21 protein-coding genes are annotated in these 25,423 nt (G+C 69.5%); 14 read left to right on the top strand and 7 right to left on the bottom strand.

The annotated features are described in order from the left end of the window. The first annotated feature begins 71 nt into the window (after window positions 1-71). Window positions 72-671, top strand: coding sequence for a DinB family protein (locus HALOF300_RS10065; protein ID WP_156740828.1), 600 nt, complete (start codon window positions 72-74; stop codon window positions 669-671). A 45-nt stretch (window positions 672-716) separates the two neighbouring features. On the opposite strand, the gene HALOF300_RS10060 is transcribed toward HALOF300_RS10065, so the two are convergent. Further along, complete coding sequence (locus HALOF300_RS10060) at window positions 717-1,781, bottom strand: hypothetical protein (protein ID WP_156740827.1); 1,065 nt, start codon at window positions 1,779-1,781, stop codon at window positions 717-719. Window positions 1,782-1,946: 165 nt separating this feature from the next. Between HALOF300_RS10060 and HALOF300_RS10055 the strand changes: the two genes are divergently transcribed. Next, entirely contained in the window at window positions 1,947-3,137 is a 1,191-nt protein-coding gene (locus tag HALOF300_RS10055; protein WP_156740826.1) for an AI-2E family transporter, read from the top strand. Here the strand turns inward: HALOF300_RS10055 and HALOF300_RS10050 are convergent. Continuing rightward, the gene (locus HALOF300_RS10050; RefSeq protein WP_156740825.1) at window positions 3,134-3,922 is read right to left on the bottom strand and encodes a helix-turn-helix domain-containing protein; all 789 of its coding nucleotides are present in this window, start codon (window positions 3,920-3,922) and stop codon (window positions 3,134-3,136) included. The two genes, HALOF300_RS10055 and HALOF300_RS10050, sit on opposite strands and share 4 nt — an antisense overlap. A gap of 264 nt (window positions 3,923-4,186) precedes the next feature. Here HALOF300_RS10050 and HALOF300_RS10045 point away from each other — a divergent pair, with 264 nt between their 5' ends. Beyond that, window positions 4,187-4,495 carry an isomerase gene (locus tag HALOF300_RS10045; RefSeq protein WP_197522446.1) on the top strand — a complete coding sequence of 103 codons (309 nt, stop codon included), beginning with the start codon at window positions 4,187-4,189 and terminating at the stop codon, window positions 4,493-4,495. 84 nt (window positions 4,496-4,579) lie between these two features. Here HALOF300_RS10045 and HALOF300_RS10040 read toward each other — a convergent pair whose 3' ends face one another. Continuing rightward, entirely contained in the window at window positions 4,580-6,799 is a 2,220-nt protein-coding gene (locus tag HALOF300_RS10040; protein WP_156740824.1) for an NADP-dependent isocitrate dehydrogenase, read from the bottom strand. A gap of 505 nt (window positions 6,800-7,304) precedes the next feature. On the opposite strand from HALOF300_RS10040, the gene HALOF300_RS10035 reads away from it, so the two are divergent. The 3 genes from HALOF300_RS10035 (at window position 7,305) to HALOF300_RS10025 (ending at window position 11,982) form a co-directional block, all read left to right on the top strand. Next, window positions 7,305-9,176 carry an ABC transporter family substrate-binding protein gene (locus HALOF300_RS10035; protein WP_156740823.1) on the top strand — a complete coding sequence of 624 codons (1,872 nt, stop codon included), beginning with the start codon at window positions 7,305-7,307 and terminating at the stop codon, window positions 9,174-9,176. A 197-nt stretch (window positions 9,177-9,373) separates the two neighbouring features. Beyond that, the gene (locus HALOF300_RS10030; protein ID WP_156740822.1) at window positions 9,374-10,909 is read left to right on the top strand and encodes an ABC transporter permease; all 1,536 of its coding nucleotides are present in this window, start codon (window positions 9,374-9,376) and stop codon (window positions 10,907-10,909) included. Continuing rightward, window positions 10,906-11,982, top strand: coding sequence for an ABC transporter permease (locus HALOF300_RS10025; RefSeq protein WP_231955210.1), 1,077 nt, complete (start codon window positions 10,906-10,908; stop codon window positions 11,980-11,982). The genes HALOF300_RS10030 and HALOF300_RS10025 overlap by 4 nt, the downstream gene beginning before the upstream one ends. A gap of 17 nt (window positions 11,983-11,999) precedes the next feature. On the opposite strand, the gene HALOF300_RS10020 is transcribed toward HALOF300_RS10025, so the two are convergent. Continuing rightward, window positions 12,000-12,623 (bottom strand): PH domain-containing protein, encoded by a 624-nt coding sequence (locus HALOF300_RS10020; protein WP_156740821.1) that lies wholly within the window; start codon window positions 12,621-12,623, stop codon window positions 12,000-12,002. Window positions 12,624-12,709: 86 nt separating this feature from the next. Between HALOF300_RS10020 and HALOF300_RS10015 the strand changes: the two genes are divergently transcribed. From HALOF300_RS10015 to HALOF300_RS09995, 5 genes are all read left to right on the top strand, one after another. Next, the gene (locus HALOF300_RS10015; protein ID WP_156740820.1) at window positions 12,710-14,527 is read left to right on the top strand and encodes an ABC transporter ATP-binding protein; all 1,818 of its coding nucleotides are present in this window, start codon (window positions 12,710-12,712) and stop codon (window positions 14,525-14,527) included. Between the two features lie 198 nt (window positions 14,528-14,725). Then, on the top strand, window positions 14,726-16,654 hold the full coding sequence (typA, locus tag HALOF300_RS10010) for a translational GTPase TypA (protein ID WP_156740819.1): 1,929 nt from the start codon (window positions 14,726-14,728) through the stop codon (window positions 16,652-16,654). A gap of 60 nt (window positions 16,655-16,714) precedes the next feature. Next, a complete protein-coding gene (locus tag HALOF300_RS10005) occupies window positions 16,715-18,121 on the top strand; it encodes a PIG-L family deacetylase (RefSeq protein ID WP_231955208.1) in 1,407 nt (468 codons plus the stop codon). Further along, window positions 18,108-18,626, top strand: a complete 519-nt coding sequence (locus HALOF300_RS10000; RefSeq protein ID WP_269455276.1) for a flavin reductase family protein — start codon at window positions 18,108-18,110, stop codon at window positions 18,624-18,626. Before HALOF300_RS10005 ends, HALOF300_RS10000 begins: the two co-directional genes overlap by 14 nt. 109 nt (window positions 18,627-18,735) lie before the next feature. Then, window positions 18,736-20,745, top strand: coding sequence for a VanW family protein (locus tag HALOF300_RS09995; RefSeq protein ID WP_156740818.1), 2,010 nt, complete (start codon window positions 18,736-18,738; stop codon window positions 20,743-20,745). 9 nt (window positions 20,746-20,754) lie between these two features. Here the strand turns inward: HALOF300_RS09995 and HALOF300_RS09990 are convergent, their stop codons facing one another. Further along, entirely contained in the window at window positions 20,755-20,997 is a 243-nt protein-coding gene (locus HALOF300_RS09990; RefSeq protein ID WP_156740817.1) for a putative acetyltransferase, read from the bottom strand. A gap of 129 nt (window positions 20,998-21,126) precedes the next feature. Here HALOF300_RS09990 and fdxA point away from each other — a divergent pair, with 129 nt between their 5' ends. The 3 genes from fdxA (at window position 21,127) to HALOF300_RS09975 (ending at window position 23,999) form a co-directional block, all read left to right on the top strand. After that, window positions 21,127-21,447: a ferredoxin gene (gene fdxA, locus HALOF300_RS09985; RefSeq protein WP_156740816.1), complete on the top strand. Its 321-nt coding sequence runs from the start codon at window positions 21,127-21,129 to the stop codon at window positions 21,445-21,447. A 3-nt stretch (window positions 21,448-21,450) separates the two neighbouring features. After that, the gene (gene dapC, locus HALOF300_RS09980) at window positions 21,451-22,578 is read left to right on the top strand and encodes a succinyldiaminopimelate transaminase (RefSeq protein ID WP_156740815.1); all 1,128 of its coding nucleotides are present in this window, start codon (window positions 21,451-21,453) and stop codon (window positions 22,576-22,578) included. A gap of 122 nt (window positions 22,579-22,700) precedes the next feature. Beyond that, window positions 22,701-23,999, top strand: a complete 1,299-nt coding sequence (locus HALOF300_RS09975; RefSeq protein WP_156740814.1) for a citrate synthase — start codon at window positions 22,701-22,703, stop codon at window positions 23,997-23,999. Between the two features lie 63 nt (window positions 24,000-24,062). On the opposite strand, the gene HALOF300_RS09970 is transcribed toward HALOF300_RS09975, so the two are convergent. Both HALOF300_RS09970 and HALOF300_RS09965 read right to left on the bottom strand, forming a co-directional pair. Next, complete coding sequence (locus tag HALOF300_RS09970; RefSeq protein WP_156740813.1) at window positions 24,063-24,854, bottom strand: hypothetical protein; 792 nt, start codon at window positions 24,852-24,854, stop codon at window positions 24,063-24,065. Window positions 24,855-24,857: 3 nt separating this feature from the next. Further along, on the bottom strand, window positions 24,858-25,412 hold the full coding sequence (locus HALOF300_RS09965) for a hypothetical protein (RefSeq protein WP_156740812.1): 555 nt from the start codon (window positions 25,410-25,412) through the stop codon (window positions 24,858-24,860). Window positions 25,413-25,423 lie beyond the last annotated feature (11 nt).

The following is a 25,423-nucleotide window of genomic DNA, read 5'->3' as shown; positions in this document are numbered from 1 at the left end:
AGCGCCCGGGCCCTGCGATCGGTACGAGCCGGGCCTGCGCAACTGCCGTGCGCCCGCGCTAGCGTTCGGGCATGGATGATTTGAAGGAGATACTCGCGCATTACCTCGACGGGCAGAACGACGCGCTGCTCTGGAAGCTGGAGGGCCTGGGTGAGTACGACCTACGCCGCCCGCTGACCCCCAGCGGAACCAACCTGCTCGGCCTCGTCAAGCATGTCTCGGGCGTGGAGGCGGACTACCTGGGCAGCGTGTTCGCGCTCCCGTTCCCGGACCCGCAGCCGTGGATGGCCGAGGACGCGGAGGCGAACGCGGACATGTGGGCCACGCCGCAGGAGTCGACGGCCTCGATCCTTGACATCTTCGCCCGGGTGCGCGCCCATGGCGCCGCAACGATCGCGGCGCTCGACCTCGAGGCACCCGGCGTGGTGCCGTGGTGGGGCGAGCACGGCCAGGTCACGCTCGGCCGCATCCTCGTCCATGTCGCCACAGAGGTCGCCCGGCACGCAGGTCACGCGGACATCGTGCGCGAGCAGATCGACGGCGCCGCGGGCCTGCGCGACGGCGTCTCGAACCTTCCCGAGGAAGGCAACCAGGTGTGGTGGTCGACGTACAAGGCCCGCGTGGAGGCAGCGGCACAGGAGGCAGCGGCACACGAGGAGGCAGCTCAGTAGCGCGCGACGACGGGCTGGTTCCGGTGCGGGCACCGGAACCTCGCTCTAGACGCGGCGCTGTTTCTTCCTCAGGACCACGATCGCGTCGACGAGGTCGCGCAGGAACCCGAGGTGCAGCGTGTCCCGTCCGATGACGTACTCGAGGGTGCCGCGCGCACCCCACTTCGAGTACCCGGGTTCGCCGAGCGCCTCGACGACGTCCCAGGGCGTCGCGGCGGAGAAGTCGAAGCCGTGGATGAGGTCGCGCGAGCGCGGGTAGGGCGCGCCCCGGCGACCGCGCGGGAACAGCACGACGCGCTCGAGCCTGCCGTTCTTGAACCGTGCCTCGAATCCCTCATCCGGCGACGCGTGGGTCTCGAGTCGCTCCCGCTTCGTCTCCCGGGTCACCTCGATCTCGAGCGGCAGCGACGCGAGTGCCAGTACCGCGGCGACGCGCTCGTCCTCGAGCGGCTTGCCGATGCCGGCGCGAATCACGTCGAGATCGCCGGTGGGCTCGACCGGCTCGCCGTGCGCAACCCGGTGCCGCACGAGCGCCTCGGCGATCCTGGCCTCGCGCCGAGCGGCGTGCTCGTCGGCGGCGCGCTGCCGCTCCGCACGTTCGATCGTGGCCGCCTTCTGGTTCTCGGCGTCGAGCGCGCGCACGCGGGCGAGCCGCTCGGCCTCGGCGGCGGCGGCCTCCGCGTCGCTTCCGTGGACGGGCGCCGTGACGGCGCTGAGTTCGGCCTGCTCGAGCCGGAAGGAGCGCAGCAGTTCGAGTGCGCGACCGCTGGCCATCAGCCCCGTGGCGGGCTCGGTCGCGAAGTCGTCACCGTCGCGGCGCTCGCCGGTCGGCACGAGCCGCTCCCATCGCTCGGGCAACTCGAACTCGTGCTTCATCAGAGCCCAGTCGGGGTGTTTCGTGAACTGCACGGGTGCGAGGTGGTAGCCCGTGAGGTCGGATGCGCGTAGCGCGTCGGCCAGACGTGCGGACACGATCCACCGGTCGACGAGGTCGAGCAGGTCGTCGCCGAGCCAGCCCTGGAACTCGACGTCGATGGCGCCGTCCGTACTGCGTGCGCCACGACGCGAGGCCGGAACTGCCGATGCCTCGCCCTCGATGTTCGTATACATGTGCGCCCCCCAGCTGTCGGCCGTTGTCGTTCGGTCCCGAACGCCCTCAAGGAGATTCTGGCGCATCATCCCAACGACCGCGGCTCGCCGGGTCGTCGGGGCATGCCGCTGTTAGCGTGGCGAGGGCCGGACTGGCAAGGGTTCGCTCGGCACACGGAGGCAGACATGGCGATCGGCAGGCGGCGACGCAAGGGCGAGCCGGGAGAGTCGGCACGGGTGCGTACGGGGCGCGAGGTCGGTCGGCCGTCACTGGTCGTGGACGGGCCCGCGCCGGGTGGGATGTCCCACCTCTGGACGGACCGCCTCGGACGGTCGAGCATCCGCACACTGCAGGTCATGATCCTGATCGCGGGTGCGGCGATCGTCGTGCTGGGCCTCATCCAGGTCAAGCTCGTCGTGATCCCGCTGATGGTCGCGCTGATCCTCGCTGCGGCACTCACCCCGTTGGTCGCGTGGCTACGCCGGCGGGGTGTCCCTGCCCTGCTCGCCACGTGGCTGACCCTGATCGGCGCGGTCGTGGTGATCGGCGGCGTCGTCACCGGCATCGTCTTCGCCGTGCGGAACCAGTGGGAGGAACTCGCCGTGGCCGCCGGGGAAGGCCTGATCGAGCTCCAGGACATCCTGCAGCGGTTCCAGCTCTCGTTCGACATCGACTGGGACGCCGTGCTCGATGCCGCGACCCAGTTCGTGACGAGTGCGCAGTTCGGCTCCGGGGCCGTCGCGGGCCTGTCGGCCGTCGGCCAGGTGATCACGGGCCTGGTCCTGATCGTCGTCGTCCTGTTCTTCTTCCTCAAGGACGGGGAGAAGATCTGGAACTTCTTCCTCACCCCGCTGCGCGGCGAGCCGCTGGATCGGGGCGAGCGGATCGGCACCACCGCCGTCAAGGTACTCGGCGGGTACGTGCGCGGCACGGCGCTGGTCGCCCTGGTGGACGCCGTCGCGATCGGAGTCGGCCTGGCGGTCCTGCGGGTCCCACTCGCGCTGCCACTCGCCGTCGTCGTGTTCTTCGGCGCGTTCATCCCCCTCGTCGGCGCAACGGTGGCGGGCATCTTCGCCGCGCTCGTGGCACTGGTCGCGAACGGACCCTTGACCGCACTGATCGTGGTCATCCTGGTGATCGCCGTGAACCAGCTCGAGGGCGACTTCCTACAGCCGGTTGTGATGGGGCAGTCGCTGAAGCTGCACCCACTGGTCATCCTGCTCTCGCTGACGATCGGCACCATCCTCGGTGGCATCCTTGGCGCCGTCCTCGCCGTTCCGGTCACCGCGGTCGGCTGGGCGGTCGCCAAGATCGTCTTCGAACCCGAGCGCGAGCCGACGCCCGGGCAGGCGATCGATCGCGGGGGGTCTGGCTAGGCGCCACCGGCTGCCGCGACCAGGATCCGGCGGGTCGCGTCGTCGGCCGGGAAGAACGTCTCGATCGCGATCTCGTCGAGGGTCACGTCCCGCGGAGATCCGAACACGGTGACGGCGTACAGCAGCGCGAGGTCCCCGAACTCGGTGGCGAGCAGCATCGGAACGGCGATGTCCCCACCGGTGGTCGCGACGTCCCCGCCGGGCCGGGGAGCCGGGTAGGACTCCAGCTCGGTGAGCAGGTCCGCCAGCACCGGATCGCCGGTACGTTCCCACTGCCGGCGCACGCGCCGGAGCACGTGGGCGCGCCACTGCGCCGGGTTCCGCAGCCGACTCGCGAATCCGTCGGGGTGCATGGTCGCGCGCAGCATGTTCAGCGGCGGCCCGGCGAGCTCGGCCGGGATATCCGCCAGGAACCTCCGCATCGCGGCGTTGGCCGCGAGCAGGTCCCAGTGACTGTCGACCGCCACGGCAGGGTTCGGGTCGTGCCCGGCCAGGACGGCCTCGACCGCCAGGCGGGCCGCGCCCAGATCGGCGAACGGCCGCTCCCGGTGCACCGGCGCCAGGCCAGCTGCCAGGTGGAACGCGTTCCGCTCCCGCAGTGGCACGTCGAGCTCGTCGCAGAGCCGCTCGATCATGTCCCGGCTGGGCGTGGACCGCCCGGTCTCGATGAAACTCAGGTGTCGCGTCGAGACATCGGCGGCGATGGAAACGTCGAGCTGGGACCGGTGCCTCCGTTCCCGCCATCGCCGCACCATTGAGCCGACACCGTCCGCCATCGTGGTCATGTCACACAGCCTGCCCACAACCGGTGAGGTGCGGCAATGACGTCAGAGGTCATGGTCGCCGACTCCGCATGACCTCCCGGGTCATCGACGCGGGGCAGGGCGGACCCGCACCGTTGAGCCGTCGGTTCCGCCCCGGAGCCGACGGAACGAGAGGGAGACGAGACCATGAGCACACCCACCATCAACCCGGACACGATCCTCGGCTAGTACGCGCGGTTCTGGAACACGGCGGACCCTGCCGAACGGAGCCGGATCGCGGCAGAGGTGTTCTCCGACGACGTCGACTACCACGCGGCCGTCGGCGTCCTCACCGGGGCGCAGGCGCTGGGCGGGTTCCGTGACGAGTTCATCGCGCACATGGGCGAGGCGAACCTGGTGCACCTCGGTGGACCCGACCGACTCACCGACCGGGCCCGGCTGCGCTGGGAGATCGTCCTTGCCGACGGCACCTCGTTCGCGACGGGCACCGACGTGCTGGTGCTCGCCGAGGACGGCCGGATCTCCTCCGTGACGGCGTTCCTGGACCGCGCACCGGAGGGGTTCGCGGACCACCATGGCGAGCAGGACGGCTGAGGCGACCGACGACGACGGCGGCCGTCACCACCCACGGTGACGGCCGCCGTCGTACCTCGTACCGGGTCCAGCGCGTAGCGCTGCTCAGGCGAGCGTGGCGAGCACGTCGTTCAATGTCACCGACGGGCGCATGATCGCCGACGCCTTCTGCTCGTCCGGCCGGTAGTAGCCGCCGAGGTCGACCGGCGAGCCCTGCACCGCGAGCAGCTCGGCCGTGATGGCCTCCTCGTTCTCGGTCAGGCCCGCCGCGACCGCGGCGAACGCGGCCGCCAGTTCCGCATCCTGGGTCTGCGCGGCCAGTTCCTGCGCCCAGTACGTCGCCAGGTAGAAGTGGCTGCCACGGTTGTCGAGCTGCCCGGCCTTGCGGCTCGGCGACTTGTTCTCGTTCAGGAACGTGGCCGTCGCCCGGTCCAGGGTGTCCGCGAGGATCTGGGCGCGGGCGTTCCCGGTGGTGGTGGCCAGGTGCTCGAAGCTGACCGCGAGGGCGAGGAACTCACCGAGGCTGTCCCAGCGCAGGTGGTTCTCCTCCACCAGCTGCTGCACGTGCTTCGGCGCGGAGCCACCGGCACCGGTCTCGAACAGGCCGCCCCCGTTGATCAGTGGCACGACCGAGAGCATCTTGGCGCTGGTGCCGAGCTCGAGGATCGGGAACAGGTCGGTCAGGTAGTCACGCAGCACATTGCCGGTCACCGAGATGGTGTCCTCGCCGCGACGGATGCGCTCCAGGGAGAACCGGGTGGCCTCGACCGGGGACATGATCTCGATCTGCAGGCCCTCGGTGTCGTGGTCGGCGAGGTAGGTACGGACCTTGGCGGTCAGGTTCACGTCGTGGGCGCGGGCCGGGTCCAGCCAGAACACGGCCGGGGAACCGGTGGCGCGGGCGCGGGTCACGGCCAGCTTCACCCAGTCCTGGATCGGGACATCCTTGGTCTGGCAGGCGCGCCAGATGTCGCCGGGGGAGACCTCGTGCTCGATCAGGACGGTGCCGGCGGAGTCCACCACCTGCACGGTGCCAGGGGTGGTGATCTCGAAGGTCTTGTCGTGGCTGCCGTACTCCTCGGCCTTCTGGGCCATGAGACCCACGTTCGGAACCGAACCCATCGTGGTCGGGTCGAAGGCGCCGTTCGCGCGGCAGTCGTCGATCACGGTCTGGTACACACCGGCGTAGGAGGAGTCCGGGATCACCGCGAGGGTGTCCGCCTCGGCGCCGTCCGGGCCCCACATGTGGCCGGACGTCCGGATCATCGCGGGCATCGAGGCGTCCACGATCACGTCGCTGGGCACGTGCAGGTTGGTGATGCCCTTGTCCGAGTTCACCATCGCCAGCGCCGGGCCGTGGGCGAAGCCCTCGGTGATCGCGGCCTGAACCCCGGCGCGGGTGGCCGGGTCCAGGGCGTCGAGGCCGGCGAGGATGGAACCGAGCCCGTTGTTCGGGCTGAGGCCGGACGCAGCGAGCTGCTCGCCGTAGACCGCGAACAGGTCCGGGAAGAACGCGCGCACCACGCGGCCGAAGATGATCGGGTCCGAGACCTTCATCATGGTCGCCTTCAGGTGCACCGAGAACAGGACGTCGTCCGCCTTGGCGTGCGCGATCTGCTCGGCCAGGAACGCGTCCAGCGCACCCGCCCGCATGACCGTGCCGTCCACGACCTCACCGGCGAGGACCGGCAGCGACTCCTTCAGCACCGTCGTGGCACCGTTCGCGGCGACGTGGCGGATCTGCAGGGTGTCATCGGCGGCGAGCACCACGGACTGCTCGTTGGAGCGGAAGTCGTCGGCGTCCATCGTCGCAACGTTCGTCTTCGAGTCCGCGGCCCAGGCGCCCATCGAGTGCGGGTGCGAGCGTGCGTACCCCTTCACCGACGCGGGTGCGCGGCGATCGGAGTTTCCCTCGCGCAGGACCGGGTTGACGGCGCTGCCCTTGACCTTGTCGTAGCGCGCGCGGACCTCCTTCTCCTCGTCGGTCGCCGGCTCGTCCGGGTAGTTCGGAAGCGCGTAGCCCTGGCCCTGAAGCTCGGCGACGGCCGCCTTGAGCTGCGGCACGGAGGCGCTGATGTTCGGCAGCTTGATGATGTTGGCCTCGGGCCGCTTGGCCAGCTCGCCGAGCTCGGTCAACGCGTCGGGCAGGCGCTGCTCCGGAGTGAGGTACTCACCGAACAGCGCGATGATGCGACCCGAGAGCGAGATGTCCCGGGTCTGCACCTCGACGCCTGCCGTCGATGCATAGGCCTCGATGATCGGCAGGAACGAGTACGTCGCGAGCAGCGGCGCCTCATCGGTGTGGGTGTAGATGATGGTGGACATACGAAGAAGATCCTCTGCTGGTCGGGGAATCGCTCGACATCAAGATATCGGGTGTCCGGCGCGTGGGTCACGCCGGTCTGGGTGGCCGACGACTCCCGATGGACCTACCGGCTGCCTCGAGCGATGTGACCCACGCCCGAGCCGCAGGGAACTTCGCGGTGGTGGGGCTCGCCGTCGGGCCCGGTGCACCACACACCCGGCGCACTACATAGAGGTCGCAATGCCCGACGGCGGAACTCGCCACCGCGGCAAGGGGCGAGCGGCAGCGGGATGACCCGCGCATAACCGTTACGTTTCCGATGCGTTACCACGTCCGGTAAAGAGACGTATTCGGGTCTCACTTGGATAACGATGCGGCCACAACCTTGTGACCAAAGGGCGAGATGGCAACTGAGCGTGTGTACAGTTCCCGTGTCCATGGCGGACGCTCTGCCTCGTCAGACCCATCAGGTCTTTCCGGAACCGGTCCGGGACAGGGGGCTCCATGCCATCCATAGGAGGAACATTGAAGATCCGGCGCATTTCCGCCCTGGCTGCGACCGTCGCAGCAGGTGCGCTCGTGCTCAGTGCTTGCACCCCGCCCGGGGACGAAGGCACTGACGGTGGTGACGGCGGCGGTAACGCCGGCATCGACGAGGGCACTTCCATCAACATCGGCTGGAACCAGCCGTTCTACGAGTACAACTCGAACTCGGCCACTGGTAACGCGACGGCCAATGCGATCGTTCTGTACCTCATGAACGGTGGCTTCAACTACTACGACAAGGACCTGAACCTCGTCACCGACGAGTCCTTCGGCACCTACGAGAAGGTCAGCGACGACCCGCTCACCGTGACCTACACGATCAACGATGACGTGACCTGGTCCGACGGCACGCCCGTCGACGCCGCCGACATGCTGCTCACCTGGGCGTCCACCAGCGGCCACATGAACACCGTGGAGGCCGAGCAGGACGAGGAGGGCAACGTCACCAACCAGGACGAGGTCGACGCCGGCGTCTACTTCAACAACACCAACGCGGGTCTCGCACTGGTCGAGGAGACCCCCGAGATCTCCGAGGACGGGCAGAGCATCACGCTCGTCTACACCAAGCCGTTCGCTGACTGGGAGGTCAACTTCGGTGTTGGCGTGCCCGCGCACGTCGTGGCCAGCCACGCCCTCGACATCGAGGACGCGCAGGAGGCCAAGGACGCGCTGATCGCCGCCGTCAACGACCGCGACGCCGAGGCGCTCAGCCCGATCTCGCAGTTCTGGAACACCGGTTTCCAGTTCGGGAACGCCCTCCCGGACGACGAGTCCCTGTACCTGTCCTCCGGTGCGTACCTGCTCGAGGAGTACGTGAACGAGCAGTACGTGACCCTGGTCGCGAACCCGGACTACACCGGTGACCACGCGCCGACGGTCGAGCGGGTCACCATCCGCTACAACGAGGACCCGATGGCCCAGGTCCAGGCGCTGGAGAACGGTGAGGTCGACGTGATCTCCCCGCAGTCCACCGCGGACGTGCTGGCCTCGCTCGAGGCTCTCGGCGACGGCTACAACATCATCACCCAGGACGAGGGCACCTACGAGCACGTCGACCTCATGTTCGACAACGGCGGCCCGTTCGACCCGGCCACCTACGGCGGCGACGAGGCGACGGCCCTGGCCGTGCGTCAGGCGTTCCTCAAGCTGATCCCGCGTCAGGACATCATCGACCGGCTCATCGTGTCGCTGAACCCCGAGGCCGAGATCCGCAACTCCTACACCTCGATCCCTGGCTCGCCGAACTACGACGTCGTCTCTGCCGTCAACGGCATGGCCGAGCAGTTCCCGGGTGCGACCGACCTCGACGCAGCCACCGCGCTGCTCCAGGAGGCCGGGGTCACGACCCCGATCGACGTCCGCATGCTGTACGGCGCGAGCAACGTGCGTCGCCAGCAGCAGTACCAGCTGATCGCCGAGTCGGCGGGCCAGAACGGCCTGTTCAACGTGATCGACGGCGGTGACGACAACTGGGGCACCCTCCTCGAGGACAGCAGCGGTTACGACGCGTCGCTGTTCGGCTGGCAGTCCACCTCCACGGCGGTGTCGGAGTCCGACGCGAACTACCGCACCGGTGGCCTGAACAACTTCGGCGGGTACTCCAACGCCGAGGTGGACGCACTGTTCGACGAGCTGCAGGTCGAGACCGACACGACGCGCCAGGGCGAGATCCTGGCCGAGGTGGAGACCCACCTCGTCGACGACGCGTTCGGTGTCACGATCTTCCAGTTCCCGGGGGTGACGTCGTACAACACGGAGGTCGAGGGCATCGACCCGATCTCCATCTCGCCGACCATCTTCTGGAACTTCTGGGAGTGGAGCACGACCGCCACCGAAGAGGCCTCGAGCTGACTCGACCGCGGTCAGCGCTAGCCTCTGGCTGACAAGTAGTACGTGAGGGGCGCCGGGACCTGGTGTCCCGGCGCCCCTCACGCGACTAGGATTCGGCTGATCCCCACCCCTAGAGGTTCGCACCTGCACCTGCGTGGCGTCGGCGTAGACTCCACGGCCAAGTGCGGTCCGAGCCGGTTGCGAGGTATGTCCCCACGATGTTGACGTTCATCATCCGCAGAGTCCTGATCGGACTCGGCATTCTGCTCGTCTCGTCATTCCTTCTCTATCTGCTCGTCGACCTGACGATCGAGCCGCTCGAGGATCTGATCGCGTCCACGGACCCCAACAAGGAGTTCCAGATCGCTGAGCGGATCCGGCTGCTCGAACTCGACGAGCCGGTCATCCAACGCTACTTCGAGTGGCTCGGCGGCGTTCTCACGGGTGACCTCGGCACCGCCTGGCGCACGAACCGCCCCGTCGGCGAGCTGCTGCAGGGCGCGATCATCTCGACCGTTCAACTGGTCAGCGCAGCCACGGTCCTGTCCATCGTCCTGGGCGTCGCGGTCGGCATCGTCTCCGCGCTGCGTCAGTACAGCGGGTTCGACTACCTGATCACGTTCGTCTCCTTCCTGCTGTTCTCGCTGCCTTCCTTCTGGGTCGCCGTCCTGCTCAAGCAGTGGGGTGCGATCGGCTTCAACGACTTCCTCGCGAACCCGTGGATCGCCTGGGGCATTGTGGTCGGCCTCGGCGTCATCGCCGGCTTCCTCTGGCAGCTCGCCATTGGCGGCGCCGTCAAACGCAGGCTGATCAACGCGGCGATCGGCGGCGGGGCCACCATCGCCGCGCTCGCGTTCCTGCAGTTGTCCGGCTGGTGGGAGACACCCAACATCGGGCCTGTGATCCTCGCGGTGACCTCCGTGGTGATCGCGTTCGCGGTCACTGCCCTGTCGACGGGCCTGAGGAACCGCCGCGCGCTCTACACCGCGCTGACCTGTGCCGCGCTCGGTGTGGCGCTCTGGTACCCGGTCCGCTTCTACCTGTTCTACTACCTGACCGACTACATGAACTGGGGCGTCGTGGCCCTCCTGGCCCTGCTCGCGATCGGGGTCGGCGTCGGGATCGGGGTCCTGTACCGCGGACCGGACTGGAAGCAGTCCGCGCGGACCGGCGGCATCGTGGCCTTCCTGGTGGCCGGGCTGATCTTCATCGACCAGGTGATGAGCGTCTGGGGCCCGTACTACAACTCGAACGCCATCAACGGCCGGCCGATCCCGACGATCGGGGACCGGACGCCGAACCTCGGCGGGAACTGGTGGGTCGGCGTCCTCGACTCCTACACCCACCTGCTGCTGCCCACGCTGGCCCTGATGCTGATCTCGTTCGCCGGGTACACCCGCTATTCGCGCGGCAGCATGCTCGAGGTGATGAACCAGGACTACATCCGCACCGCCCGGGCAAAGGGACTCACCGAGCGCACCGTGGTGGTGCGGCACGGCTTCCGCAACTCCCTGATCCCGTTGGCAACGATCGTGCCCCTGGACGTCATCACGCTGATCGGCGGTGCCATCATCACCGAACGTATCTTCGGCAGACCCGGCATGGGCCAGCTCTTCCTGCAATCGCTGGACACGGACCAGATCGAACCGGTGATGGCCTACCTGATGATCGTCGCGTTCCTGGCGATCGTGGCGAACATCATCGCGGACCTGATCTACGCAGTCCTTGACCCACGAATCCGGGTGAACGCATGACCTCCAACAACATGACCGATCCGACCCCGAACGACGGTCGCGTCGAGTCGGCGGAGAACGCCATCGAGATGAAGGAGGTCGAGGGCAAGTCTCAGGGCCAGATCGTCCGGTCCCGGTTCTTCCGGCACAAGGGCGCGATGACCGGCCTGATCGTGATGGTGCTCATCTTCGTCCTCGCGCTCACCTCGATCGGGTTCCCGGTGTTCACGGACTCCTGGTACATCTCCGGTTGGTGGCCCTACGGCCCGAACGAGACCAACCCGATCGTGAACCCCGGCGGAACGCCGACGCTGACGATGCCCTGGAGCCCGGAAGGGTTCGCGATCGGCCCGCACCCGTTCGGTCAGGACGAGATCGGGCACGACATCTTCGCCCGCGTCATGCGCGGGGTGCAGACCTCGCTGCTCGTGATGGTCGTGGTCGGCCTGGTCTCCACCGCAGTCGGGGTCCTCGTAGGCGCACTGTCCGGCTTCTTCCGAGGCTGGGCGGATACTGCGTTGATGCGGATGACCGACCTGGTCATCACGGTCCCGACGATCGTCATCGGCGCAGTGCTCGGGAAGCTGTTCGGTGGCGCGGACCCGCTGCCACTGGCCATCGCGCTCGGTGCGGTGACCTGGACGGGCCTGGCCCGGCTCGTGCGCGGTGACTTCCTCTCGCTGCGCGAGCGGGAGTTCGTGGACGCCGCGCGGGTGGCCGGGGCGAGCAACTCGCGGATCATCTTCAAGCACATCCTGCCGAACGCGATCGGCGTCATCATCGTGTCCACCACGCTGCTGATGAGCTCGGCCATCCTCCTGGAGACGGCGCTCAGTTACTTGGGCTTCGGGATCTCCTTCCCGAACGTCTCGCTCGGCCAGCTGATCAACGAGTACCAGTCGTCGTTCAACACCCGGCCCTGGCTGTTCTGGTGGCCCGGTCTGTTCATCATCGCGATCGCGCTGTGCGTGAACTTCATCGGTGACGGACTCCGGGACGCGTTCGACCCGCGGCAGCGCCGGATCCCGTCGGCCCGGAAGATGGCTCGCGCGGCGCGCCGCGGCGAGGCCGAGGTCCAGGCCCACGCGTCATGACGGCGGACCTGACGATCTCAGCCGAGGGTGAGCCCCAGCACGCCGAGGGCGGCAAGGACTGCGAGCACGGCCAGGACCGGACCGTTCCAGGTCACGGTCGGGCGCACCTCGCCGACGGTCGACCGCGACCTGCTCAGGTGACCGGCCTCGGTCAGCGCCGCGAGGCGTTGGCCGATGGCCAGCGCCGCAGCGTCCGCGCTCGCACCGGAGATCCTGGCGCGGGAGTCGGGAACCTTGTCGGCGGCCGCATCGTCGCGGCCGCCGGAGCGCTCCGGCCGGCGGCTCCGCGCCGCCATGCCACTGCTGGCGGGCACGGCCCAGGACGAGTAGCTGCCGCCGTCGTTGGTGCGCACCCGCAGCGCCCACTGGCTGTCCACGCTGGCCACCGTGGGCCACGGGATGTGCACGGTGCGCAGGACGTTCACGATGGTGACGCCACCGTCGGACACCTCGACCAGAGGGTTCCAGAAGAGCGCCCACACGCCCGCGACCACGAACAGGGTCACCGGGCCGGAGCGCGCCAGTTCCCGCCAGCCGCCGTCAAGGACGAAGAAGACCAGGGCGCACGCCGCCACCACCGCGATCACGATGGTCAGCACGCGTGCGAACAGCGTGCGGAACGTCAGGGTCGGACCGATCATTGCTCAATGCTCCCACTCGCAGGTCCTGTGCCTGCTCGCCAGCGCCGTGAGATCCGCGCGCGCCGAAGGAAGGAAGGTGTGCGCGCGTGACCACGCAGACCACCGAAGACACGCCCGCCCGCACCGGAGCGCCGATCCTGTCGGTGAACGGCCTCAACGTCGACTTCTACGTCGAGGGTGAGTGGTTCCCGGCCGCGATCGACATCAGCTACGACGTCCACCCCGGCGAGGTGCTCGCCATCGTCGGCGAGTCCGGTTCGGGCAAGAGCCAGTCCTCGATGTCGCTGCTGGGGCTGCTTCCTCCGAACGGGCGAGCCACCGGCAGCGCGCAGATCGGCGGCCGCGAGCTCATCGGGCTCACCGGTCCCGCGATGCGGAGGATCCGGGGCAAGGAGATCTCGGTCATCTTCCAGGAGCCGATGACCGCCCTCAACCCGGTGTACACGGTCGGATTCCAGATCGTCGAGACGCTCCGGACCCACTTCGACATGGGACCCTCCGCGGCGAAGGAGCGAGCCCTCGAACTTCTCCGGCTCGTGGAGATGCCCAACCCCGAGGTGCGGTTCCACTCCTACCCGCACCAGCTCTCCGGTGGCCAGCGCCAGCGCGCCATGATCGCCCAGTCGCTGTCCTGTGACCCGAAGCTGCTGATCGCGGACGAGCCGACCACCGCGCTGGACGTGACGGTGCAGGCCGAGATCCTCAAGCTGATGCGCGACCTGCGATCGCGAATCGACTCGGGCATCGTGCTGATCACCCACGACATGGGCGTGGTGGCGGACATGGCCGACAAGATCATCGTGATGCGCCGCGGCCGGGTGGTCGAGCACGGCACGGCGGACAAGATCTTCAACCACCCCGAGCACGAGTACACCAAGGAGCTCCTGGCCGCGGTGCCGCACCTCGGTGCGCACAGCCAGGCCCAGGTGCACGAGCCTGCCCCTGCGGCCACCGACGCGCCCGCCGAGGCCCTGTTCGGCGAGCGGGTGATGGAGGCCGTGGGGATGGAGATCGAATACCCCAAGCGTGGCCGGACGCCCGCGTTCCGGGCCGTCGACGGTGTCGACCTGACCATCGACCGCGGCGAGGTCGTCGGCCTGGTGGGGGAGTCCGGGTCCGGGAAGACCACCATCGGACGTGCCGTGGTGGGGCTCCTGCCGGTGACCGGCGGCTCGCTTCGGGTCAACGGTTCCGACATGGTCGGCATCGATCCCAAGGACCTGCGCACCCTGCGCAAGAGCATCGGCATCGTGTTCCAGGACCCGGGCTCCTCGCTGAATCCCCGGCTGCCGATCGGTGAGTCCATCGGGGAGCCGCTGATGCTGCACACCGGGATCAAGGGCCCTGAGCTCGCGAAACGGGTCGAGGTGCTGCTGGACCAGGTCGAACTGCCGCGGAGCATGCGCAACCGCTACCCGCACGAGCTCTCCGGCGGTCAGCGCCAGCGCGTCGGCATCGCCCGTGCCCTCAGCCTGGAGCCCGCCCTCCTGGTCGCCGACGAACCGACCTCCGCGCTCGACGTCTCGGTCCAGGCGCACGTGCTGGAACTGTTCACCGAGCTGCAGCGCGAGCATGGGTTCGCCTGCCTGTTCATCAGCCACGACCTCGCCGTCGTGGAGATGCTGTCGAGCCGGATCGCCGTGATGCACCATGGCAAGCTCGTCGAGATCGGCCCGACCGCGCAGATCGTGAACAACCCCCAGGACGCGTACACCCAGCGGCTGATCGCCGCCGTGCCGGTGCCCGATCCCGAGGAGCAGAAGGTGCGCCGGGAGACCCGCGACGCCCTGCTCAGTGCTGCCGCCGCCGAACTCGCGGCGGACGAGCAGTACGAGGCCGAGCACGCCGGTGGCGACCCGTTGGCCGGCTTGGACACCCAGCGCAGCTCCGGCACAGGGGTCTAGTCGCAGCCGCTGCGGCGGTACGGGCGGGGCCCGAGCGGGGAAGACCCGTTCGGGCCCCGCCGGCATGTGTGGGCCAACTCACCGCGGCAGGTGTCCTCCTCGCCTAGGTCGGGCTGGCGGGCACCGGTAGGATGATGACGGCGCCCCGTGATGACTTGGTGCCCTCCCCCTTCCCCCTCTCGGAATTGAGTACTGCGGATGAGTGTGCCCACGACTGGCCTGCTGCAGCGCACCGATCTGCGCAATGTCGCGATCGTCGCGCACGTCGACCACGGCAAGACGACCCTGGTGGACGCGATGCTGTGGCAGTCCGGCGCGTTCGGCGCGCACGATCACGTGGACGAGCGTGCGATGGACTCCGGTGACCTCGAGCGCGAGAAGGGCATCACGATCCTCGCGAAGAACACCGCGGTGGAGTACTCCGGCCCGGCTGCTGCCGCCGCCGGGCACCCCGAGGGCGTGACCATCAACGTCATCGACACCCCAGGACACGCCGACTTCGGCGGCGAGGTGGAGCGCGGGCTGTCCATGGTCGACGGCGTCGTGCTGCTCGTGGACGCCTCCGAGGGCCCGCTGCCGCAGACCCGCTTCGTGCTCCGCAAGGCGCTCGCGGCCAACCTGCCGGTGATCCTCGTGGTCAACAAGGTCGACCGACCGGACGCCCGGATCACCGAGGTGGTCGCGGAGGCCCAGGACCTGCTCCTCTCGCTCGCCTCCGACCTGTCCGACGAGGTGCCCGACCTGGACCTGGACGCGATCCTCGACGTCCCGGTCGTCTACGCCTCCGCGAAGGCCGGTCGCGCCAGCGTGACCCAGCCCGCCGACGGCGAGCTTCCGGACGCGCCGGACCTCGAGCCGTTGTTCAGCACCATCCTCGAGCGCATCCCCGCTCCCGGCTACACCGAGAACGCGCCGTTGCAGGCGCACGTGACCAACCTGGACGCCTCCCCGTTCCTCGGCCGCCTCGCGCTGCTGCGGATCTACAACGGGACCCTGCGCAAGGGGCAGACGGTCGCCTGGGCGCGCCGCGACGGCAGCCTGCAGAACGTGCGGATCAGTGAGCTGCTGCGTACCAAGGCCCTCGACCGGGTGCCCACGGACGTCGCGAACCCCGGTGACATCGTCGCCGTCGCCGGCATCGAGGACATCACGATCGGTGAGACCCTGACCGACGCGGACGACCCGCGCCCGTTGCCGCTGATCACCGTTGACGACCCGGCGATCTCGATGACGATCGGGATCAACACCTCCCCGCTCGCCGGCCGCGAGAAGGGCTCCAAGGTCACCGCGCGTCAGGTCAAGGACCGCCTCGACCGCGAGCTCATCGGTAACGTCTCGCTGAAGGTGCTGCCCACGGACCGTCCCGACTCCTGGGAGGTCCAGGGCCGCGGCGAGCTGGCGCTGGCCATCCTCGTGGAGCAGATGCGCCGTGAGGGCTTCGAGCTGACCGTCGGCAAGCCGCAGGTGGTCACCCGGGAGATCGGCGGCAAGCTGCACGAACCGGTCGAGCGGATGACCATCGACGTCCCCGAGGAGTACCTCGGCGCCGTCACGCAGCTCCTCGCCGCCCGCAAGGGACGCATGGAGAACATGTCCAACCACGGCACCGGCTGGGTGCGGATGGAGTTCCTGGTCCCGGCCCGTGGCCTGATCGGGTTCCGGACCCGGTTCCTCACCGACACCCGCGGCACCGGGATCGCCTCCTCCATCGCCGAGGGGTACGAGCCCTGGGCCGGCCCGATCGAGTTCCGCACCACCGGGTCGCTGGTCGCCGATCGCGCCGGGGTGGCCACGCCGTTCGCGATGCTGAACCTGCAGGAGCGCGGCTCGTTCTTCATCGAGGCGACGTCCGAGGTGTACGAGGGCCAGATCGTCGGCGAGAACTCCCGCGGTGACGACATGGACGTGAACATCACCAAGGAGAAGAAGCTCAACAACATCCGGTCGGCCACGTCGGAGTCGTTCGAGAACGTCATCCCGCCGCGCAAGCTCACCCTCGAGGAGTCCCTCGAGTTCGCCCGCGACGACGAGTGCGTCGAGGTCACCCCGATCTCGGTCCGGATCCGCAAGGTGATCCTGAACCAGAACGACCGGAGCAAGGCGGTCTCACGCTCCCGTAAGGCCTGACCGGCCGCAGGAGCACTGCTGGGTGCGCAGGCGCCCAGCAGGTGATGCGAGGATGCACCGGTGACAGATCCGATCAGCGCCCCGCCGTTGCGGGTGCTCGCCACGTTCGCGCACCCCGACGACGAGACCCTCGGCGCCGGCGCGGTGCTGGCGACCCTCGCCCGGCGGGCCGAGGTCACCGTGGTGACCGCCACCCGCGGTGAGCGCGGCGAGGTGATCCCGGCCGAGCTCAAGTATGTGGAGGGGGACGGGCCGGCCCTCGCGGCGGTGCGCGAGGAGGAGCTGTCCGCCGCGCTGGCCGCGCTCGGCGTGACGCGCCACCACTTCCTCGACTCCCTCGCCGAGCCCGGCACCGCCGGCTACACCGATTCCGGCATGGCATGGGCCCCCGGCTCCACGGTGCGTGCCGTGCCCGCCCCGGACGCCACGGCCGACGCGTTCTCGCTCGCCGGCGTCGACGCGCCGGCCCGGCTGCTGGCCGGGCTGATCCGGACGCTACGGCCCGATCTGGTGATCACCGAGGAGCCCGACGGCGGGTACGGGCACCCCGACCACGTGCACATCCATCGGGTCACCATGCGCGCCGTCGAGCTGGCCGCGAACCCTGTCCAGGCGGGTGGCACTGGTGCGCCCTCCGGTGCCGGCGCGACAGCGGGCGCCGAGGAGCCCGCGAGTCCGTGGTCGGTGCCGGTGGTCGCGTTCTCGGTGCGTGGCGCGCAGGCATCGCGTCGGGCCGCTGCGTGGCTGCAGGCCGCGCCGGACCGCCCCCGGACCGCGACCAGTGGGCAGGCGCTGAGCGTGCCGGACCCCGACGGCGAGATGGCCAGCCAGGTGGTGCCCGACGGCGAAGTGGACCTCGAGGTCGACGTCACCCAGGTCGCCGGTCAGCTCGTCGCCGCGATGGCGGCCCACCGCACCCAGGTCCAGCTGGCGACCCGGGTCGACGCGACGGACGCCGTCGGGTGGTTCGCGCTCAGCAACGACATCCTGGTGCCGATCCCCGCACGTGCCGGACTGCAGGTCGCGCAAGGTCACGGCACTCCCGAAGACCTGCACCGACTACTGGCGCCGACCACCGGAACGGGCAGGACGGACGCCGAGGGCGCCGTGGAACCACCCCCGTCCTGGTACCCACCGGTGATGGCGGTCTTCTCCGTGCTGCTCGGGGTGATCCTCGGCGCTACCGGCACCGCCTTCCATCGCTGGTCCGAGCCCTGGGGTCTCGTCATCGCTCTGCTGGCCATCCTCGCTGCGGGGGTGCTGTCGCGGACGTTCGCCGACGGCCGCGGCCTGTTCGGCTACGGCATCGGCGTGGTGCTCACCGTGCTCGCGATGACGTATCTCGGCCCGGGTGGCGATGTGGTCGTGTCCGACGACGCGATCGGTGTCGCATGGCTGCTCGGCTCCATGCTGGCGGTGCTGCTCGGGGCGTTCGCACCACGGAGGTGGTTCCGTGACGACGCCTGAGCCGGATCCCCCGGTGAGCGAGGAGGCGCGGGACGAGTTCCGCGCGACCATGTCCCGGCTCGCCTCCGGGGTGTGCGTGGTGGCGGTGCGCGAGCGCCACCAGGACCTCGCGATGACCGCGACGTCCCTGGTCTCGGTCTCGCTGGACCCACCCACCGTGCTGTTCACCGTGCATTCGGACGCACGGTTGCGGGAGGCTGTCGAACCGGGTTCCCGGTGGGCCGTCAGCATCCTCGGCAGCGGCGCGCTCGCGGCGGCAGACTGGCTCGCAACACCGGGCCGGCCGGCCTTCGATCAGCTCGCGACGGTCGCCCACCACCGTGGTGACCTCAGTGGCGCCGCGATCCTGGACGACGCGAGTGCGTGGCTCGAGTGTGAGACGCAATGGATCCGACCGGCGGCGACCCATGACGTCGTGGTCGGGCGGGTGCTCGCGTCCGCTCGGGTGCCCGGGTCGGGCGGCGCGGTCCTGCATTTCCATGGACGGATGACCACGATTCCGTGATGCTTTTGTTGCCTGCCGTCGCGGACCGGGCGCAAGGGCGGGGCCGGTCCGGCCGGTAGACTACCGCCTCAGGGGGCCACGTCGGGTGGCCGACACGAAGGACATCTGCTTGCGACGCGAACACGAGACGCCGGACACGGCCGCCGGGATGCACGGTCCCGACGGCTCCGAAGAGGCACCGCAGGGCGCCACGCCCGCTGAGCCCTCAGATGCCGAGGCGACGCAGGTCATCGACGAGCAGGTCGCGGAGACGCCCTCGGTTTCGGCCGAGCCGGCCGGTGCTGCCGAACCGGTCGCCGATCTCGATGACGTGGTCGCCGGCGAACCCGCCGGTGGACCGGATGAACCAGCAGGGGACGAGAGCGCAGTGGCAGCTGGTGGCAAGGGGCGCAAGCCGAAGGGCAAGCGCAAGGGTCGGGCCAAGAAGGCGCTGATCTGGACCGCCGCCGTGATCGTCGTGCTCGCCGGCGCTTATGTGGCAGCGGCCTGGTTCCTCGGCGACCGAGTTCCCGGTGACACCCGGGTGGCAGGCGTGGACATCTCCGGCCTGGCGGTGGACGAGGCCGTCCGCACTCTCGACGAGGGCCTCGCCGAGGCCCGGACCGTGCCTGTCCCGGTGCACTTCGGTGACGTCTCCGGCGAGCTCGACCCGACCACGGCGGGCCTCGACGTCGACACCGAGGCGACCATCGCGCGAATCACCGGTTTCACCCTCGACCCGCGTGTGGTCCTCGGGCACATCTTCGGCCTGGGCGACCAGCCCGCAGTATCCACGATCGACGAGGCCGCGCTCGACGGGGCCGTCGAAGCGCTCGCGGGGAGCCTTGACGTGCCTCCCACCGAGGGCGTGATCGAGTTCGTGGACGGTGCCCCGGTCGTCACCGAACCCGCCGACGGGACGTCGCTCGACGTCGAGGGCGCGAGCGAGCTCCTCGCCGACGAGTGGCTCACCGGGCAGCGCCCGCTCGAGCTGCCGTCCGACGCGGTGCCCCCGATGGTGGACTCCGACGTGATCGCCGCGGCGATGAGCGAGCAGGTCGAGCCGATGCTGAGCGGACCGGTCACGGTCGCCCTGAACGACACGACGGCGGAACTCGCTCCGGCCGAGATCGCCTCGGCCGCCACCATGGCCTTGGACGACGCGAGCGGATCCCTGGTCCTCACCCTCGACGGGTCCGCGCTCGCCGAACTCGTGACGGCGAAGGTCCCCTCGATCGGAGAGGCGCCCCAGGACGCGCAGATCGTCCTCGGCGACAACGGACCCACCATCGTCCCGGCCGTCACCGGCACCGGTCTCGACCCGGCCGCGCTCGCCGAGGGAGTGCGCGCCGCCTCCGTGAACACGGACCCGGCCGCCCGGACCGCGACCCTGGAGCTGACCCAGACGGAGGCGGAGTTCTCCACCGCGGACGCTGAGGCGCTCGGCGTCACCGAGGTCATCGGCACGTTCGCGACCCCGTACCCGCACGACCCGACCCGGACCGCGAACCTGGTCGCCGGGACCGCACACATCAACGGCATCCTGGTGCTACCGGGCGAGCGGTTCTCGCTGCTCGACGCCCTCCGGCCGATCACGGCCGCGAACGGGTACACCGTCTCGGGCGTGGTCGTGAACGGATTCGAGGGCGAAGCCGTCGGCGGAGGGCTGTCGCAGGTCTCCACCACCTCGTTCAACGCCGGGTTCGAGGCGGGCCTGACCGACGTCACCCACCAACCGCACTCGCGCTGGTTCTCCCGGTACCCGGAGGGGCGCGAGGCCACCGTCTACGATCCCAGCATCGACATGGTCTGGGAGAACAACACCGGTTACGGCGTGCTCATCCAGGCCTACGTCACCGACTCCGAGGTCGTCGTGACGCTGTGGGGCACCGACGTGTTCGATGTGAACATCGTCACCGGCGGCCGGTACGCGTTCACCTCGCCGCAGACGGTCTACAACACCTCCGCCAACTGCATCCCGGAGCCGGGCGGGTCGAACGGGTTCTCCGTGGACGTCACCCGAACCGTCAGCCGCGACGGCGAGGTGGTCACCGACGACACCTACAGCCACCGCTACTCGGCCTGGAACCGGGTGGTCTGCGGACCGGCGCCGTCGGGAGACGACGCCGACGACGGCTGACACGCCGGCTCAGCCGCGGGTCCGCCGCGGCACCGGTGCCGGCGGCACCCGTTTGCCCAACGCGATGTCACCGGCCGCGACCACGACCAGGCCACGGCGCGTGGCGATCTCGACCCCGGCGTCGTCCACCCGGACAAGTTCGCCGAGGGCATCACTGACCCCGCCGGCGTCCAGCCGGTACCGCACCACGACCCGCTCACCCACCTGCCAGTCGTGCCAGAACGGCTCAGCGCACGCACCGTCGTCGACCATGTCTCGTCCCCTCCGGGTGGCAGCACCCAACGTTTCGCTGTCGCACCCTCTGATGGGAGATACTAGGCGGAGCAGCCCGCTCGCCGGGCGAGTCGGCACGACGCCAGCAAGGTTCAGGAGGGATCATCCATGACCTACGTGATCGCACAGCCGTGCGTGGACGTCAAGGACAAGGCCTGCATCGACGAGTGTCCCGTCGACTGCATCTACGAGGGCCAACGCTCGTTGTACATCCACCCGGACGAGTGCGTGGACTGTGGGGCGTGCGAGCCGGTCTGCCCGGTCGAGGCCATCTACTTCGAGGACGATGTGCCCTCGCAGTGGTCGGAGTACTACCGCGCCAACGTCGACTTCTTCGACGACATCGGCTCGCCCGGAGGGGCCGCCAAGATGGGCCTGATCGAGAAGGACCACCCGCTCATCGCGGCCCTGCCGCCGCAGGGCGAGTGACGCGTGGGCTTCGTCCAACTCACTGACGCCTACCCATGGGACGCGTTGGCCCCGTACCTCGAGCGGGCCGGCCGGCACCCCGACGGTGTCGTGGACCTGTCCATCGGTACTCCGGTCGACCCGACGCCGCTGGTGGTCCAGGACGCGCTCCGGGCCGCGGCCGACGCGCCCGGCTACCCGACGGCGCACGGCACGCCTGCCCTGCGGGCGGCGGTCGTCGACTGGTTCGCCCGGTGCCGTGGCGTGACCGACCTGGACCCGGCGGGGGTGCTGCCCACGGTCGGCTCCAAGGAGTTCGTGGCCGCGCTGCCGTCCCTGCTCGGTCTCGGCCCGGGGGACAAGGTCGTGGTGCCGAGCGCGGCGTACCCCACCTATGACGTGGGCGCCCGCCTGGCCGGGGCGCAGGTGGTCGTCGCCGACGACGCCGCCGCCTGGGCCGGCGACGCCGCGGTGCGGCTGGTCTGGGTGAACTCGCCGAGCAACCCCACGGGTGAGGTCCTCGGCGCCGAACGTCTGCGCGCGGTTGTGCGGGCGGCCCGGGAGCTCGGTGCCGTGGTCGCCTCGGACGAGTGCTACGCGCAACTTCCGTGGGTCTCGCCGTGGACGGACGACGGCGTCCCGTGCCTTCTGCAGGACTCGGTCGCCGAGGGTGACCGGTCCGGGCTCCTGGTCGTCTACTCCCTGTCGAAGCAGTCCAACGTCGCCGGCTACCGGGCCGCGTTCGCGGCCGGGGACCCGGACCTGATCGGACGGATCCTGCTGCTGCGCCGGCACATGGGGATGATGATCCCGGCGCCGGTCCAGGCGGCGATGATCGCCGCGCTCGGTGACGACGCCCACGTCGACGCCCAGCGCGAGACCTACCGGGCTCGCCGCGAGTTGTTGGTGAGCGCCCTGACCACGGCCGGCTACGCCGTCGACCATTCCGAGGCCGGCCTGTACCTGTGGGTGCGGCCGGTCGACGGGGTCGGCGACTGCTGGTCGACGCTCGGCGACCTCGCCGACGCAGGCATCATCGCCGGACCGGGGGCGTTCTACGGCGAGGCGGCGACGTCCCACGTGCGGATCGCGCTGACCGCCACCGACGAACGGATCCGGGCGGCCGCCAAGCGGCTGTCCAGCATGCGGTAGGACCGCGGCCGCGACCAGCGGGCGTTTGGGAAACACGCGGATCGGCGAGTACGTTGGAGACGGAAGTTCTTCAGCCCGGGCACTGTAGGCCCGAAGGCAACCAGAATCAAGGAAGGGACATGATGTCCGACGCCACACTGAGCCCCGCGACGTTCCGGGTCGATGACCATGAACTCGAGTTCGCGCGGGTGCCGGCGGTCGAGGGGAACGACGGCGTCGTCATCTCGAACCTGCTGAAGGAGACGGGTCTGGTGACCCTGGACTCCGGCTTCATGAACACGGCGAGCTGCGAGTCGAAGATCACCTACATCGACGGCGACGAGGGCATCCTGCGCTACCGCGGGTACCCGATCGAGCAGCTCGCTGCCCAGTCCACGTTCCTCGAGGTGGCCTACCTGCTCATCCACGGCGAGCTGCCGAGCGCGGAGGAGCTCAGCCAGTTCACGGAACGGGTCGAGCGGCACACCCACCTGCACGACAACTTCAAGAACCTGATCGGGGCGTTCCCGACCGACGCGCACCCGATGGCCGTGCTGTCCTCCGCGGTCTCGGCGCTGCCCGGGTACTACCCGGAGAGCGTGGACCCGTTCGACCCCCACGCCGTCGAGCTCGCCACCGTGCTGCTGCTCGCGAAGCTGCCGACCATCGCTGCCTACGCGTTCCGGCAGTCCCGCGGCCAGGAGATGATCGGCCCGGATCCCTCGCTCGGCTACGTGCCGGACTTCCTGCGGATGAGCTTCTCGACCAATGGCGAGCCCTACGAGGTCGACGACGCGCTCGTGCAGGCGCTGAACCTGCTGCTGATCCTGCACGCCGACCATGAGCAGAACTGCTCCACGTCCACGGTGCGGATCGTCGGTTCGGCCCACGCGAACCTCTACGCCAGCGTCTCCGCGGGGATCGGCGCGCTCTCCGGCCCGCTGCACGGCGGTGCCAACGAGGCCGTGCTCGCGATGCTGAGCGAGATCCAGGCCAGCGGCGACGACGTGGACACGTACATGGACCGGGTCAAGAACAAGGAGAAGGGTGTCCGCCTGATGGGCTTCGGCCACCGGGTGTACAAGAACTACGACCCGCGCGCCGCCATCGTGAAGAAGGTCGCCGACAAGGTCCTGGCCGGCCTCGGCCAGAGCGACGAGCTCCTCGACATCGCCAAGCGCCTGGAGGAGATCGCGCTCTCGGACGACTACTTCATCCAGCGCAAGCTCTACCCGAACGTGGACTTCTACACCGGGCTGATCTACAAGGCGATGGGCTTCCCCACCAACATGTTCACCCCGCTGTTCGCAGTGGGCCGCGCGCCGGGCTGGGTCGCCCAGTGGCGCGAGATGATGGAGGATCCGACCACGAAGATCGGACGCCCCCGGCAGGTCTACACAGGCAGCCCGTCGCGCGACTACCTCGGCATCAACGAGCGCTGACGCACACACTCGCGGGGCCGGTCGATCACTGATCGTCCGGCCCCGTCCCACTCCCCGGGGTCTTTAGTTCACCGGCAGGGCGAGCGCGATCCGCTGCTCGTCCCAGGGCAGCACCCGCATCTGGACGACCCGCCCGACCTGGACCGCCGCGATCGCCGACTGCGGCACGAAGGACGTCTTCGTGGCCGGGTACTGGCTGCCGTCCGATCGGTTCACGAGCAGCTGCACCTCCATCTCGGTGTGGTCCTCCCGGACCCGGCCGGTGGGCAGCAGGGCCGTCACCACGCCGGTGGTCGGCACCCCGCGCTCGGCCACTTCGATCGCCTCCGGTGCGGTCAGTCCGCGGCGCACCATCACCGCGTTGAACGCGGCCTGGATCTGGTCCGGGTCGGCGTCGACGGCGAGCTCCACCGTGCTCAGGTCCTCGGGGCGGTACCGGACCGGATAGTGCGCACCGACGGTGAGCTGCCCCAGTTCGTGGTGGGCGAGCAGGGTCCTGGCCTCGGCGCGGAATCGCTGGCCCTGCGGCGTCTCCACGTCGAGCAGCAGATCCAGCTGGGGCATGTCGTTGACGGTCCAGCCGGTGTGCTCGGCGTCCACGAGGGTGCCGATCGCGACCGGAGCGTCCGCGAAGTCACGGGTGGCGCGCCCCCGGGCGGTGCGGAGCTGGCTGCCCACGCCGCGGCTGCTGGTGATGCTCAGGCTCACGCCGGCCACGATCACCACCGTGAGGACGACGCCGATCGGCCCGTCGAACCAGGCGTCGAGGCCGCCGCCGGCGCTCAGTGCACCGGCGACGTACCAGCCGACGGCGACGACGATCGCGACGATCGAGACGGCTCGGAGGATCCGCATGACTCAGACCGCCAGTCCGACGCTGATCAGCTGTTCGTCCTCGGGTAGGACGAACGTCGCCACCCGGGACCCGACGTGCACCCGCGGCAGTTGCGACGCCGGCACGAAGAGCCGTTGCGTGACCGGGTACCGGGAGCCGTCCGGACGGGCCACCAGAACGTCGAGCTGAAGCTGGGTGTGCCCGTCACGGACCTGCCCGGTCGGCGTGGCCGCCGTCACCAGCGCGGACGTGCGCACGCCCCGGCGGGAGACGTCCAGATCGCTCGCGGTGACGAGACCCCTGGCCACCAGGTACTCGTCCAGCGCAGTGATGCCCGGGCCGACGGTGCCGCTCTCGTCCCGCACGAGCCAGCGCTTGAGTGGCCCGCTCAGCACGGTGCCGAACAAGGCGATCACGACCGGGATCGCGACCCAGGCGAGCCGGCGGTCCGGGCGGGCCGACGTGGGCAGGGCCTCGAAGAACTGATCGCCCCAGACGCCGATGACGACGAGGAGGGCCAGCGCGAGCGCCACGATCACGCCGCCGAGGATGAGGATCTTCTTCAGCATGTGGTTCATGCCCCGATCCT

Source organism: Occultella aeris (assembly GCF_902703175.1).
In the GTDB taxonomy this organism is placed as follows: Bacteria; Actinomycetota; Actinomycetes; order Actinomycetales; family Beutenbergiaceae; genus Occultella; species Occultella aeris.
This window is presented reverse-complemented; position numbering and strand designations above follow the sequence as displayed.

Excerpts from the sequence above, each read along its gene's own strand:
- HALOF300_RS10030 (WP_156740822.1), top strand. The coding sequence starts at position 9,374 with ATGTTGACGTTCATCATCCGCAGAGTCCTGATCGGACTCGGCATTCTG.
- HALOF300_RS10055 (WP_156740826.1), top strand. The coding sequence starts at position 1,947 with ATGGCGATCGGCAGGCGGCGACGCAAGGGCGAGCCGGGAGAGTCGGCA.
- HALOF300_RS09965 (WP_156740812.1), bottom strand. The coding sequence starts at position 25,412 with ATGAACCACATGCTGAAGAAGATCCTCATCCTCGGCGGCGTGATCGTG.
- HALOF300_RS10060 (WP_156740827.1), bottom strand. The coding sequence starts at position 1,781 with ATGTATACGAACATCGAGGGCGAGGCATCGGCAGTTCCGGCCTCGCGT.
- HALOF300_RS10065 (WP_156740828.1), top strand. The coding sequence starts at position 72 with ATGGATGATTTGAAGGAGATACTCGCGCATTACCTCGACGGGCAGAAC.
- HALOF300_RS10025 (WP_231955210.1), top strand. The coding sequence starts at position 10,906 with ATGACCTCCAACAACATGACCGATCCGACCCCGAACGACGGTCGCGTC.
- HALOF300_RS10050 (WP_156740825.1), bottom strand. The coding sequence starts at position 3,922 with ATGACCACGATGGCGGACGGTGTCGGCTCAATGGTGCGGCGATGGCGG.
- HALOF300_RS09990 (WP_156740817.1), bottom strand. The coding sequence starts at position 20,997 with ATGGTCGACGACGGTGCGTGCGCTGAGCCGTTCTGGCACGACTGGCAG.
- fdxA (WP_156740816.1), top strand. The coding sequence starts at position 21,127 with ATGACCTACGTGATCGCACAGCCGTGCGTGGACGTCAAGGACAAGGCC.
- HALOF300_RS10040 (WP_156740824.1), bottom strand. The coding sequence starts at position 6,799 with ATGTCCACCATCATCTACACCCACACCGATGAGGCGCCGCTGCTCGCG.
- HALOF300_RS09970 (WP_156740813.1), bottom strand. The coding sequence starts at position 24,854 with ATGCGGATCCTCCGAGCCGTCTCGATCGTCGCGATCGTCGTCGCCGTC.
- HALOF300_RS09975 (WP_156740814.1), top strand. The coding sequence starts at position 22,701 with ATGTCCGACGCCACACTGAGCCCCGCGACGTTCCGGGTCGATGACCAT.
- typA (WP_156740819.1), top strand. The coding sequence starts at position 14,726 with ATGAGTGTGCCCACGACTGGCCTGCTGCAGCGCACCGATCTGCGCAAT.
- HALOF300_RS10020 (WP_156740821.1), bottom strand. The coding sequence starts at position 12,623 with ATGATCGGTCCGACCCTGACGTTCCGCACGCTGTTCGCACGCGTGCTG.